Origin of the sequence: Curtobacterium sp. PhB115, assembly GCF_003752025.1 — a bacterium.
Taxonomy (GTDB): domain Bacteria; phylum Actinomycetota; class Actinomycetes; order Actinomycetales; family Microbacteriaceae; genus Curtobacterium.
Genome location: NZ_RJKR01000012.1, coordinates 88,524 through 101,604, shown reverse-complemented (window position 1 = coordinate 101,604; position 13,081 = coordinate 88,524). Strand labels below are relative to the sequence as shown.

Annotated in this window: 10 protein-coding genes; 4 read left to right on the top strand and 6 right to left on the bottom strand. The window is 71.6% G+C overall.

Translation table 11 applies throughout. The features are described from left to right. Positions 1 to 18: 18 nt before the first annotated feature. The gene (locus tag EDF19_RS17100) at positions 19 to 648 is read left to right on the top strand and encodes a hypothetical protein (protein ID WP_123682065.1); all 630 of its coding nucleotides are present in this window, start codon (positions 19 to 21) and stop codon (positions 646 to 648) included. 18 nt (positions 649 to 666) lie between these two features. Here EDF19_RS17100 and EDF19_RS17095 read toward each other — a convergent pair whose 3' ends face one another. From EDF19_RS17095 to EDF19_RS17085, 4 genes are all read right to left on the bottom strand, one after another. Beyond that, positions 667 to 933, bottom strand: a complete 267-nt coding sequence (locus EDF19_RS17095) for a hypothetical protein (protein ID WP_123682064.1) — start codon at positions 931 to 933, stop codon at positions 667 to 669. An 11-nt stretch (positions 934 to 944) separates the two neighbouring features. Continuing rightward, positions 945 to 1,142 carry a hypothetical protein gene (locus tag EDF19_RS18870; protein WP_148071141.1) on the bottom strand — a complete coding sequence of 66 codons (198 nt, stop codon included), beginning with the start codon at positions 1,140 to 1,142 and terminating at the stop codon, positions 945 to 947. Between the two features lie 77 nt (positions 1,143 to 1,219). Beyond that, on the bottom strand, positions 1,220 to 1,714 hold the full coding sequence (locus EDF19_RS17090) for a GNAT family N-acetyltransferase (protein ID WP_221180693.1): 495 nt from the start codon (positions 1,712 to 1,714) through the stop codon (positions 1,220 to 1,222). A 283-nt stretch (positions 1,715 to 1,997) separates the two neighbouring features. Next, positions 1,998 to 3,179: a cysteine desulfurase family protein gene (locus EDF19_RS17085; protein ID WP_123682062.1), complete on the bottom strand. Its 1,182-nt coding sequence runs from the start codon at positions 3,177 to 3,179 to the stop codon at positions 1,998 to 2,000. 59 nt (positions 3,180 to 3,238) lie between these two features. Here EDF19_RS17085 and EDF19_RS17080 point away from each other — a divergent pair, with 59 nt between their 5' ends. From EDF19_RS17080 to glgB, 3 genes are all read left to right on the top strand, one after another. Further along, on the top strand, positions 3,239 to 5,395 hold the full coding sequence (locus tag EDF19_RS17080; protein ID WP_123682185.1) for a glycogen-debranching protein: 2,157 nt from the start codon (positions 3,239 to 3,241) through the stop codon (positions 5,393 to 5,395). Between the two features lie 173 nt (positions 5,396 to 5,568). Next, positions 5,569 to 7,569, top strand: a complete 2,001-nt coding sequence (locus tag EDF19_RS17075; RefSeq protein ID WP_185022920.1) for an alpha-1,4-glucan--maltose-1-phosphate maltosyltransferase — start codon at positions 5,569 to 5,571, stop codon at positions 7,567 to 7,569. Then, complete coding sequence (gene glgB / locus EDF19_RS17070; RefSeq protein ID WP_260217261.1) at positions 7,566 to 10,127, top strand: 1,4-alpha-glucan branching protein GlgB; 2,562 nt, start codon at positions 7,566 to 7,568, stop codon at positions 10,125 to 10,127. Before EDF19_RS17075 ends, glgB begins: the two co-directional genes overlap by 4 nt. 76 nt (positions 10,128 to 10,203) lie before the next feature. Here glgB and EDF19_RS17065 read toward each other — a convergent pair whose 3' ends face one another. Together EDF19_RS17065 and EDF19_RS17060 are read right to left on the bottom strand one after the other, a co-directional pair. Continuing rightward, positions 10,204 to 11,211 carry a tetratricopeptide repeat protein gene (locus EDF19_RS17065; RefSeq protein WP_123682061.1) on the bottom strand — a complete coding sequence of 336 codons (1,008 nt, stop codon included), beginning with the start codon at positions 11,209 to 11,211 and terminating at the stop codon, positions 10,204 to 10,206. After that, positions 11,208 to 12,950 (bottom strand): hypothetical protein, encoded by a 1,743-nt coding sequence (locus EDF19_RS17060; protein ID WP_148071140.1) that lies wholly within the window; start codon positions 12,948 to 12,950, stop codon positions 11,208 to 11,210. Before EDF19_RS17060 ends, EDF19_RS17065 begins: the two co-directional genes overlap by 4 nt. Positions 12,951 to 13,081 lie beyond the last annotated feature (131 nt).

Genomic DNA, 13,081 nt, shown 5'->3' with positions numbered 1-13,081 from the left:
GACGTCAGGAACAGAACGATGACCACCGCCGACAACGAGCCGGCCGGAGCCGAGCGTTGGGCGGCCGCCGCCAGGCTTGCCGCCGGCCAGAGCGACGACAGCCTCCTCCGTCGCCGGACGCGCGTGTTCGTGTGGGCAGGTGCGCTCGTCCTGATCTCGTGGGCCGTCGGGGTGGTGATGGCACTGGTGCTGCCGTCGACGATCGGGAGCACCGACGCGGGTGGCGACGACGCGCAGCTCGTCCAGCTCGTGCTGTTGCTGCTCGGGCTGGTCGTCGGCATCGTCGGTTTCGTGTGGGCGTACCGCTCCGGTCACCACATCACTCGCTGGCGATCGGTGAGCAGCCCGCTCTCGCGCGCTGAGCAGCGATCGGTGCGGCGTCAGATCGCCGGCAGGGAGCCGATCGACGACGAGCACGCGGACATCGTCGCCGCGGTCGCAGTGCAGAACCGTCGAGCCACGCTCGGGATCTTGCCGATCTTCGGAGCTGCGATGTTGTTCGCCGCTTCGACAGCGGTGAGCACGGACAGCTTGGCCATCAAGCTGCTCGAGCTCGTTGCGTCGCTCGCGTTCGTTGTCGGGCTCGTGCAGCTCGCCTTCCAGTACCGGCGTGCCGGACGGTTCCTCTCGGAGCGGCCGCTGAGCTGACGCCGTCCGGCCGGCTGTCTACAGCGCTCGGCTGTCGGCGGCGCCGTTTCCCCAGGTCCGCCAGGAGACCGACGAGGAGAGCGGCGCTCCCGAGGTGAGCAAGACCGCGCACGTCGGTTCGAGCCACGGAGGCGACAGGAGCGACCGTCGGTCGACCTGGAGGCCGCGGTCGAGTCGCGCACGCGCCGCTCGCTCGCGGTCCTGGATCGCGATCCCGATCGTCGGCCACCAGAAGGCCACCGTGGCCTGGCTGCAGACGGGATCGACCAGTACCAGGATCGCCATCCTGGCCGCTGTCAGCGCTCCCGGCGCAGCCCTCGGATGAGCAGGGCAGTGCACACCAGCATCGTGCCGGAGACCAGCACGGCGGCCCCGACGATGGCTGTGGTTGCACTTCCTGCGGCCACGAGCAGGACGATCCCGATGAGCGCGAGCGGAGCACCGACGAGCAGGCCCACCAGGTCGGAGCTTCCCTGCGATTGCGGATCGGTCACCGGCCCAGGCTACCGGCGGGCGCCCCGCGGATCGGGAGCGCCGGAGCGTGTCCACCCGTCGTTCCCTCCACCACGCACTACCCGGGACGCCTGTGCGATTTGGCGATGGCGTACCGTCGCAGCCGCACGCCCTCTCGGAGCTCGGTCGCCAAGAGCGAAGCGTCGTAGTGCTCCAACACCGCGATGGAGCCGGCGTTGTCATCGCGGCAGACCGCGACCACCGGGTCGATACCGACCCGCGATGCGTGCGCGAGCACCTGGCCCAGCGCCCACGTCGCCACGCCTCGGCCCCTCGCCGACGGGCAGATCCCGTACCCGACGTGGCCGAACCGCTGCACGCCGGCGACGTCTCCCGGGGCCCGGAGTGCGATCCCGCCCAGGACACGGCCGTCCTCGAGTATCCACCAGAACGCTCCGGGTCTGGCGTGCAGTCGGCCGACCCAGGTGCGGAACCCGTCCTCGTCGCCGACGTCGTCGTGTGCGGTGATCCCGAACCCGTCCTCGTGCAGGCCCGGCCCCCACTCGGCATGCGCCTCAGCCCATGCCTCGTGCAACGCCGTCTGCGGTCTCACCAACTCGAGCATGTCCGAGTATCCCAACGATGCGGGTCGGTGGCGATCCCCTCGGGGACATCGCCTCGAGTGCCGGGGCTCCGTCGCGAGATGCACTGCCGCGTCACCATCGCGCCGTGGCTGGAACAGGTCTGCTCGCAGCGAGCATCGCGGTCTTGCTGGGCACCGTCGCGATGGTCTGTCTCGCTGCGACCGGTCTCTCGCACGTCTCGGTCGGCGTCTGGATCCGGCGGCAGCCGTTTCCGTCGGCGGGCGGTCGAGTGGAACATGCCCGGGTCGACCGCTACCGCCCCAGCAGCGGCTCCCGCGACGCCATGCCCGCAGCGCCGGCCCGCGCCACCGCGTCCGGCAGCGCCGCCAGGAAGGCGTCGACGTCCGCATCGGTCGAGGTGTGCCCGAGCGTGATCCGGAGCGCGCCGCGGGCGTCCTGCTCCGACAGGCCCATCGCGAGCAGCACGTGCGACGCCTCGGGAACGCCGGCCTGGCAGGCCGACCCGGTCGACACGGCGACCCCGGCCGCGTCGAGCAGGAACAGCAGCGAGTCGCCCTCGCAGCCCGGGAACGTGAAGTGCGCGTTGCCGGGCAGCCGGTCGTCGGGGTCGCCCATCAGCACGGCGGACGGCACGGCCGCACGGACACCGGCGATGAGGCGGTCGCGCAGGGCGACGAGCGACGGGTGCGGCATCGGCTCGGCAGCGACCATCGTGGCCGCGACGCCGAACGATGCCGCGGCGGGGGCGTCCTGGGTGCCGCTCCGCACCTGCCGCTGCTGCCCGCCGCCGTGGATGAGGGGCTCGACGGTGGCTTTCCGTCCGAGCACCAGTGCACCGATGCCGACCGGTCCGCCGACCTTGTGCGCGGAGACGCTCAGGGCGTCGAGGCCGGACGCGGCGAACGACACCGGCACCTGGCCGTAGGCGGCGACGGCGTCACTGTGCACGGGCACGCCGGCGGCGTGCGCGAGCTCGACGATCCGTGACACGGGCGCGATGGTGCCCACTTCGTTGTTCGCCCACAGGAACGTGACCAGGGCGACGTCGTCGGCGGAGGCGAGTCGCGCCTCCAGGCCGGGGAGGTCGACGCGACCCTGCGCGTCCAACGGGACCACGTCGATGACGGCGCCCTCGTGCGTCTCCAACCAGGTCAGGGTGTCGACGGTGGCGTGGTGTTCGCCACCTGGGACGACGATGCGGGGGCGGGCACGGTCGCGCTGGCGTGCCCAGAACAGGCCCTTCACGGCGAGGTTGATGCTCTCGGTGCCGCCGGAGGTGAACACGACCTCGACGGTGTCGGCTTCGAGCGAACGCGCGACCGCGGCACGGCCGTCCTCGAGCAGCATCTTGGCGTGCTGCCCGGCGCTGTGGATCGACGACGGGTTGCCGACGGTTCCGAGCGCGTCGGTGAAGGCGGCGAGCGCCTCCGGAAGGATCGGCGTCGTCGCGGCGTGGTCGAGGTAGACCGGCACATGCACCCCCTGGATCGAGCGGTGTCCAGGATACGCGCCGGTACTCGTACCCTTGTGTGGTGCACGAGACAGCGATCGACCACACTCCGGGGTTCTCCCTCGGGGCCGACGTCCCGCGGTTCTCCCTGCGGTCCGGTTCCGCCACCGAGGTCGTCCTGGTGGTCGAGCGGGCTGCCGACGGACAGTCGGTTCGGTTCCCGCTCGAGCAGTTGCCGGAGACCGACGTGTGGGTCGCGGAGACCCCGGGCGTCGTCCCCGGTGACCGGTACCACCTGCTGGCGGACGGCCCGGCAGGGGGTCGCCACGAGTTCGACGCGACGAGGCCCCTCCTCGACCCGTACGCGCGCGGTATCGCCCCGACGGGCGCGGCCGGCGCGGCTGGCGCAGCCCCGGCTGGCGCGGCCCCGGCTGGCGCGGCCGGCGCGGCTCCGACCGGTGCGGCTGGCGCGGCCCCGGCTGCCGCCCCGCGCTGGACGAGCGTCGTCGTGGACGACGCCTTCGACTGGGGCGGCGTCGTGAAGCCGACCACCCCGCTCGACCGCACCGTCGTCTACGAGGCGAACGTCCGCACCCTGACCGCCGCGAACCCGCACCTGCCCGAGGAACTCCGCGGCACCTACGCCGGCGTCGCCCACGAGAGCACCATCGCGCACCTGCACCGCATCGGCGTGACCACGCTCGAGCTCCTCCCCGTGCACGCCTTCGACACCGAGAACTGGCTGCGGGACGCCGGCCGCGAGAACGCCTGGGGGTACAACACCCTCGGGTTCTTCGCGCCGCACGCCGCCCACGCCTCTGCAGCAGCCCGGGCCGCGGGCGCGAGCACGGTCCTCCGCGAGTTCAAGGGGATGGTCCGGCTGCTGCACGAGGCCGGCATCCAGGTCGTCCTCGACGTCGTCTACAACCACACCGCGGAAGAGGGGCTCGGCGGGCCGACCACGTCCCTGCGGGGCATCGACGGTGCGAACCGGTACCGGTGGGCGAGCGTCCCGGCGGGCGAACCCGACGCGTACTACGACACCACCGGCTGCGGGAACACCCTCGACACGTCGGTGGAGGCCACCGCGGACCTCATCGTCGACAGCCTCGTGTACTGGGCACGCGACGTGCAGGTCGACGGCTTCCGGTTCGACCTGATGGCCGCGCTCGCCCGCGACGCCGACCACGTCTTCGACCCGGGGCACCCGCTGCTCGAGCGGATCCGCAACCACCCCGACCTGCAGGACACCCTGGTCATCGCGGAGCCGTGGGACGTCGGCCCGGACGGCTGGAAGACCGGGTCGTTCGGTGGGGCGGGTGCCCACACCAGCGAGTGGAACGACGGGTTCCGCAACACCGTGCGGCAGTTCTGGTTGACCGACATCGCCGAGGAGCGTCGGAACGGCATGCCCCAGACCGGCATCGGCCGGCTCGCTGATGCGTTGACCGGGTCGAGGAGTCTGTTCGGTGCGGACCGCGGTCCCCTCGCCGGCGTCAACTTCGTCACCGCGCACGACGGCTTCACGCTGCTCGACCTGGTGTCGCACGACTCCAAGCACAACGAGGCGAACGGTGAGGAGAACCGCGACGGCTCGAACGACAACCGCTCGTTCAACCACGGCATCGAGGGCGACACCGCCGACCGTGGGGTGCGGGCTGCACGCGGTCGCTCGATGCGGAACCTGCTCGCCACGCTGATGCTGTCGGCGGGCGTGCCGATGCTCACCGCCGGTGACGAGCGGAGCCGCACGCAGCACGGCAACAACAACGCGTACGTGGTGTCCGAGGACCTCACGCCGGTGTGCTGGTCCACCGACGAGGACTCCGAGTCGATGACCGAGGCCGTCGCCGCCCTCGCCCGGTTCCGGAGCGCGCACCCGTCCCTCCGACCGACGCGGTTCGGGATCGAGGGGCAGGAGACCCCCGGGGCGTCCCGGATGTCCTGGTACGGGCCGGACGGGCACCCGATGACGGTCGAGGGCTGGGACCAGCCCGTGCACCGGGTCATGCAGTACTTCGCGGAGTCGACGCCGGAGCACGAGCCGTTCGACCGTGTCCTGGTCGTCGTGCACGGCAGCGGGCGGACCCGCGACCTCACACTGCCGGTGCGTGAGGACGTGCTCGGGTACCGCTTGGCGTGGTCGAGCGAGAAGCACCGTGACCTCGAGCGGCTCCGTCCCGCCGGGCAGGTGTTCACGGCCTACGGCCCCGGGATCCACCTGTTCGAGGTCGCCTGACAGCGGTGTCGGCGCGCGTCCCGAGACGCGACGACAGACCGGCCTGGAGGCCCGTGGCGGCCCCGCCACGCGCCTCCAGGCCGGTTCCTCCACAGGTCCACGGCGCGCCCGGCTCTGGCACGAGGTGAGGATTCCGGGGAACGTGGAGGCCCTCGCCGGGTAGCGTCGGCTCCGTGGCCACCGCAGACCGACCCCGCCGCCCGAAGATCGGGCGCATCCCGATCACCGAGCTCTCCCCGAGGACACCCAACGGGTTCCCCGCCAAGGCCTTCGACGGCGAGGTGATCACGTTCGGCGCGACCGTCTTCCGAGAAGGACACGGCATCATCGGCGCGGACCTCGTGCTCGAACGCCCGGACGGCGGGACACGAACCGTCCCCCTGACCGTCGGCGCCCCGGGGACCGACCGCTACGCAGCGACCGTCCAGGTCGACCACGTCGGCGTCTGGACCTGGCACGTCGAGTCCTACTCCGACGACTGGGCCACCTGGCTGCACGCCGCTCGCCTGAAGATCGCCGCCGGTGTGGACACCGAGGCCACCCTGCTCGACGGCGCCCTGCTGCTCGACCGGCTGGCAGCGGAGACCGACTCCCCCGCCGCCACCCGCGCGGCAGCCCGGGTCCGGGACACCGACCTCGACCCGGCCGAGCGCCTGGCAGCCGTCGACGACCCGCGCATCGTCGCCGAGGTCGAGGAAGCCCCCCTCACCTCGCTCCGCACGCACTCCCCGACGCAGCTGCTCGACGTCGAGCGCACCCGCGCGGGCGTCGGCGCCTGGTACGAGTTCTTCCCCCGCAGCGAAGGCGCGAAGAAGAACCCGGACGGCTCCTGGAAGAGCGGCGACTTCCGCACGGCGGCCCGCCGTCTGCCCGCCGTCGCACGGATGGGCTTCGACGTCGTCTACCTCCCGCCGATCCACCCGATCGGCACGACCGCACGCAAGGGGCCGAACAACACCCTGACCCCCGGTCCGAACGACCCCGGCAGCCCGTGGGCGATCGGCTCCGCCGAGGGCGGGCACGACGCGATCCACCCGGACCTCGGCACCGAGGACGACTTCCGCGACTTCGTCGAGACCGCGAAGAACACCGGGATGGAAGTGGCGCTCGACTTCGCGCTCCAGTGCTCCCCCGACCACCCGTGGGTCACCGAGCACCCGGACTGGTTCACGCAGCGCGCCGACGGCTCCATCGCCACGGCCGAGAACCCACCGAAGCGCTACCAGGACATCTACCCGATCCAGTTCGACTCCGACCCCGAGGGCCTCGTGACCGAGGTCGAACGGGTGCTCCGGCACTGGATCGCCTTCGGCATCCGGATCTTCCGCGTCGACAACCCGCACACCAAGCCGCTGTGGTTCTGGGAGCGCGTCATCCGTGAGATCCGCGACGAACACCCGGACACCGTGTTCCTGGCCGAGGCGTTCACCCGCCCGGCGATGATGCGCGCGCTCGCCGAGGCAGGCTTCCAGCAGTCGTACTCGTACTTCACCTGGCGGAACACGAAAGAGGAGATCGAGGACTACTTCCAGGAGCTCTCCCACGAGACGAGCGACTACCTGCGTCCGAACCTCTTCGTCAACACGCCGGACATCCTCACGGAGTACCTGCAGTTCGGCGGCCGTGCGGGCTACAAGGTCCGAGCAGCGCTCGCCGCGACCGGCGCCCCGACGTGGGGCATGTACTCCGGGTACGAGCTGTTCGAGGACGTCGCCCGACCGGGCTCGGAAGAGAACATCGACAACGAGAAGTACGAGTACAAGCCGCGTGACTTCGCCCTGGCCGAGGCAGAGGGCGCTTCGCTCGCCCCGTACGTCACGATGCTCAACCGTCTGCGGGCAGCGCACCCCGCGCTCCGGCAGCTGCGGAACCTGCACGTGCACGCCGCCGACGACCCCGCGATCGTCGTGTACTCGAAGCACCTGCCCGGACGGTTCATCCGCTCCGGTCACGACGACACCGTGATCGTCGTCGCGAACGTCGACCCGCACTCGGCTCGCGAGGCCACGGTCCACCTCGACCTGAGTGCGCTCGGGCTGCCGACCGACGGGCTCTTCGACGTCCGCGACGTCGTCACCGGGCAGCGCTGGGTCTGGGGATCGTCGAACTACGTCCGCCTGGACGCATTCCAGGAACCCGTGCACCTGCTCGTCGTGGAAGGACCCCACCGATGACGAACGACCCGACCGCACCCCAGTCGACCCCGCCTTCGGGCCGGGGTCCCGCCGTGCCGCCGGTGCCGCCCCCGCCGCCGCCCGTCCCCGCGCGTGCTCCGGCCGAACCGCGGTACGAGCCGAAGGTCTCCGGCCCCGACGAGGACCTGCCCGGTGCACCGCCGGCCCACCGCGAGGCACCGGACCGCGACGTGCCGGAGTCCGCGACGCTGGCCGGCCACGCCGCCGATGCCACGCACCCGCGCGAGTCCCCGGTCGCCGCGCCCGCCGCTGCTGCGGGTGGTGCTGCTGCTCCTGCTGCTCCTGCTGGTCCTGCTGGTCCCGCTGCTCCTGCAGCTGGAACGTCGGATCCGGCTTCGGCTCCTGACTCCGTCGACGGTGCGGCGCCGCGCCCGGCTCCGGTCGAGGGGTGGCTCCGCCAGCAGGTCGCCGAGGGGCGTTGGTCCCAGCCGCACGACGTGCTCGGCCCGCACCGCGTCGACGGTGGCACGAGCGTCCGCGTGGTCCGACACCTGGCCGACGCCGTCCGGCTCGTCCGCCTCGACGGCGACGACATCGAGCTGACGCACGAGGGCGACGGCATGTGGGCCGGCGCCACCGCCGAGGAACTCGGGCGGTACCGGGTCGAAGCCGACTACGACTACGACCCCACGACCGACACCGACGACACCACGTGGACGACCGACGACGCGTACCGGTTCCCGCCGACGCTCGGCGAACTCGACCTGCACCTGTTCGGCGAGGGGCGCGACGAGCAGCTGTGGCACCACCTCGGCGCGCACGTCCGCACGGTCGACGGCGTGGACGGCGTCTCGTTCGCGGTCTGGGCGCCCCGTGCCACCGCGGTCCGGGTGATCGGTGACTTCGAGGGCTGGGAAGGCCGCACCACCGCCATGCGCCGCCTGAGCGACCTCGGCGTGTGGGAGCTCTTCTGGCCGGGCGCCGTCGTCGGGCAGCGCTACAAGTTCCAGATCCTCACCGACTCCGGGTGGGTGGAACGCGCCGACCCGATGGCCCGCCGTGCCGAGGTCCCGCCGTCCACCGCCTCCGTCATCACCGAGTCCTCGTACGAGTGGTCCGAGGGCGACGCGGCGTGGATGGAGCACCGGGCGAAGACCACCACGCACGACCGGCCGATGAGCGTCTACGAGGTCCACCTCGGTTCGTGGCGTCCGGGGCTGTCCTACCGCGAGGTCGCGGACCAGCTCATCGGGCACGTGCAGTACACCGGCTTCACCCACGTCGAGTTCCTCCCGCTCGCCGAGCACCCGTTCGGCGGGTCCTGGGGCTACCAGGTCACCGGGTACTACGCACCGACCTCCCGGTACGGCTCCCCCGACGACCTGCGCTACCTCATCGACCGCCTGCACTCGGCCGGCATCGGCGTGATCATGGACTGGGTGCCAGGACACTTCCCGAAGGACGAGTGGGCGCTCGGCCGGTTCGACGGTCACGCCCTCTACGAGCACCCGGACCCCCGCCGCGGCGAACAGCTCGACTGGGGCACCTACGTGTTCGACTTCGGCCAGCCGCAGGTCCGGAACTTCCTGGTCGCGAACGCGCTGTACTGGCTCGAGGAGTTCCACATCGACGGCCTCCGGGTCGACGCCGTGGCCTCGATCCTGTACCTCGACTACTCCCGCACCGAGTGGCTGCCGAACATCCACGGCGGGCGCGAGAACCTCGAGGCGATCTCGTTCCTGCAGGAGACGAACGCGACCGCGTACAAGCGCTACCCCGGCATCGTGATGATCGCGGAGGAGAGCACGTCCTGGCCCGGGGTGACCCAGCCGACGAACGCCGGCGGGCTCGGGTTCGGCCAGAAGTGGAACATGGGCTGGATGCACGACTCGCTCGAGTACGTGCAGCGCGACCCGGCGTACCGCAGCTACCACCACGACGAGATCACGTTCTCGTTCGTGTACGCCTTCAGCGAGCAGTTCACCCTGCCGATCAGCCACGACGAGGTCGTGCACGGCAAGGGTTCGCTCTTCGGCAAGATGCCCGGCGACGAGTGGCAGAAGCTCGCGAACGTGCGCGCCTACCTGGCCTTCATGTGGGCGCACCCCGGCAAGCAGCTGCTCTTCATGGGCCAGGAGTTCGCCCAGCCCTCGGAGTGGTCCGAGGCGAAGGGGCTGGACTGGTGGCTCCTCGACCAGCCCGGACACCGCGGTGTGCAGGACCTCGTCGCGGCGCTGAACCGCGTCTACAAGGAGTCGCCGGCGCTGTGGACGCACGACTCCACGGCCGAGGGCTTCGAGTGGCTCGAGGGCGGCGACGCACCGCACTCGACGCTCGGGTTCCTCCGCAAGGACGGCGACGACCGTGTGGCCGTGTTCGTGAACTTCTCGGGTGTACCGGTAGAGCGACGCTTCGGCCTGCCCACCGCCGGTGCCTGGCACGAGGTCCTCAACACCGACGCGACGGAGTACGGCGGATCGGGCGTCGGGAACCTCGGCGTCGTCACCGCCGAGGACACCCCGTGGGCCGGACGGCCCGCGTCGGCGCACCTCGTGGTGCCGCCGCTCGGCGCCGTGTGGCTGAAGCTCGCGCGCTAGCGCAGCCGCGACCGACGAACGGACGGGAGGCCCGGTGCCAGCTGGCACCGGGCCTCCCGTCCGTCTGTCACGTGCGTCAGTACAGGGCGCTCGCCAGACGACGGCGAGCAGCGACCACGCGCGGGTCGTCGCTGCCGATGAGCTCGAAGTACTCGACGAGTCGCACGCGGAGCGCCTCGCGGTCCTCGCCGAACACCGTCGGCACGAGGTCGAGCAGGCGCCCGAAGGCGTCGTCGACGTGCCCACCGGAGATGTCGAGGTCGGCGACGGCGAGCTGCGCCGACACGTCCGACGGACCGGCGGCGGCTGCGGCACGGATGTCGTCAGCCGTGTGCCCGTCCAGGCGGTCGAGGAGCGACACCTGCGCCAGGCCCGCGACGGCCATCTGGTCGTGCGGGTCCTGCAGGATCGCGGTCTTGTACTCGGTGATCGCCGTGGCGTAGTCGCCCTGCTCGATCGCGTCGTAGGCGGCCTGGTGGTGCGGCGGGAGCGGCTCGGGCTCCGGCTCGCCCTGCTCCGCGGTGTCCTCGGGGGCAGCAGCCCCGTCGACGGTCACGCGGCCGGAGACGCCGTTCTGCTCGGCGGCCTGGAGCACCTGCTCGTAGACGTCGCGCACCTGCGCCTCGGGCAGCGCGCCGACGAACAGCCCGAGCGGCCGTCCGCCGATGAGAGCGGCGACCGTCGGGATCGACTGTGCCTGGAACGCCTGCACGAGCTGCGGGTTGGTGTCCGCGTCCACCTTGGCGAGCACCACGCGGCCGTCGTACTCCGCCGTGAGCTGCTCGAGGATCGGTGAGAGCTGCTTGCACGGCCCGCACCACTCGGCCCAGATGTCGACGATCACCGGGACGACGGTCGACAGCTGGAGGACGTCCTGGAAGGTGGCGTCGGTGACGTCGATGACGAGCGACGGGACGGTCAGGTCCGCGCCGGTCTCACCACCGGGCACGGCGGCACCGGTCGGTCCGCCCTGCTGCGCCGGAGCACCGGCGGGCGGCTGGGGCGGCCGCTGTGCACGGTCGACGAGGGACGACAGGTCCACGGCTCCGCGGAGCCCGGACGGGGTCGGGGGGATGTTGCTCATTGCACCTCACTCGCTGCGGTCAGGCCCTGCGTGAACCCGAGCAGGACCACCTTCTCATCCGACGCGACCGGCGGCACGTAGAAGAGCAGCTGGACGCCGTACGTGGCGCTGATGCCCTTCTTGCTGGTGTCGACACCGGACAGCGCCTTCACGGCACCCTCGGTGTTCACCTCGGCGCCGGAGGCCGTCGGGGTCACCTTCTCGATCTCGTTCAGGTCCGCCGACACGAGCGCACCGGCGTCGTCGGTCGCGATCGCCACCGCGCTCTCGGCCGGTGCCTCGGACGAGTACTCGATCTTCGCCGTGTCCGGCAGGGACGCGGCCTTCTTGTCCTTGTACGACTTGCCGATCGTGGTGCGCAGGCCGTCGCCGTCGCTCTCGAACAGGTCGGCGTACTCGCTCTTGCTGTCCTTCGACAGGATGTCGCCGTAGGCGGTCGCGACCTGGTCGGGCTGGATCGCGAGGAGCTTCGACTGCGGGGCGAGCAGCGCCGCGCCGATCGACGTCGGGGCGAGGCTCGGGATCTTCGCGTCGGCCTCGAGGGAGACGTCGTACGCGACCTTGTAGGGGTCACGGGCCGAGTCCTGCACGAGCGTCAGGGCCTGCGGCGCGGACTTGGCGTCGCAGTCCTCGGCGACGATCGCGAACACGGTGCGCGGCCACGTGTCGGTCTGCTGCGGGAGCGCGACGCACACCTGTCCGGCCGAGATGGCCGGCGGCGCCTTCACGTCGGAGTCCTTGCCGCGGATCGAGTAGTTCGCCAGGCGGAGGTCGAGCGCCGCTCCGGAGAACCGGGTCTTCGCCAGGTCGCGGTCGCGCGCCCCGTCGGCCTGCTTCGCGACGGTGGCGATGCGCTCGACGACGCGGGTGATCTGCTGCTTCGTGGCGGCGGTCGGCTCGGTGGTGTCGGCCGCTCCCGTCGCACTGGCGGTGGGCGTCGGGGTGGCGAGCGAGTCGTCGCCGCCCTGCGGCCAGTAGTCGGACGAGCACCCGGCCAGGGCGAGCGTGCCGACGAGCACCACCGGGACGGCGATGAAGGCGCGGGACCCGCGACGACCACGGCTCGGCACCTGCGCACCGGCGGCGGCGGCGCGACGCGACGCACGCACACGCGGCGGACGCGTCCCACCGCTCCGACGACGCGGCCCACGGCCACGGCGCTGGTGCAGGAACGCGAGCACGAGGAGGACCAGCCCACCGAGGACGAACACGCCGCCCGCGACGAGGAGCGGGCCGACCGACGGGGTCGCGGTGTCCTTCGGCCACGTCACGGAGACGTTGCTCGGGGCAGCGGCCTTGCCGTCGCTCACGATGAGGACCGAGACGTCCTGCGGCAGACGCACCGTGAACTGCCCGGCACCGTCGTACTCCTGGTACCAGAGGTCGCTGCCCGCCGGCGAGGGGACGCTGGTCTCCGAGCCCGTGGTCTTGCCCACGAGCGCGGCCTTCTCGGCGTCGAACCGGAGGGTGGTGTGCTCGGCGTCACCGACCCACGCGTCGACGTCGGCGGTCTTGCCGTACGCCGCGAAGACCTTGCCGGAGCCGGAGACGTTGATGCGCTGGTAGCCGGGGTTCGCGTTGAGCGTCGTCCCCGGGATGACCGTCACCGGAGCGGAGCTCGTGGTCGAGCTCTCGGCGACGAGCGAGGACGGTGGAGCGAACACGGTCCGCTGTCCGACCGCGAGCGCGACGAGCAGCAGGCCGATGACGAAACTGACGATCGCCAGGACGAATCGCACGAACACTCTCCCTACCGCGCCGGGGTGGGGGTGTCGGCGCGCGAATCAGCGACTCAGGATAGCGAGCAACGCTGGACAGTGCATCCATCCGTGCTGACGCCGGTCACAGGCGCGGGTGCCGGCGGTCACAG

Excerpts from the sequence above, each read along its gene's own strand:
- EDF19_RS17100 (WP_123682065.1), top strand. The coding sequence starts at position 19 with ATGACCACCGCCGACAACGAGCCGGCCGGAGCCGAGCGTTGGGCGGCC.
- EDF19_RS17095 (WP_123682064.1), bottom strand. The coding sequence starts at position 933 with ATGGCGATCCTGGTACTGGTCGATCCCGTCTGCAGCCAGGCCACGGTG.
- glgB (WP_260217261.1), top strand. The coding sequence starts at position 7,566 with ATGACGAACGACCCGACCGCACCCCAGTCGACCCCGCCTTCGGGCCGG.
- EDF19_RS17065 (WP_123682061.1), bottom strand. The coding sequence starts at position 11,211 with ATGAGCAACATCCCCCCGACCCCGTCCGGGCTCCGCGGAGCCGTGGAC.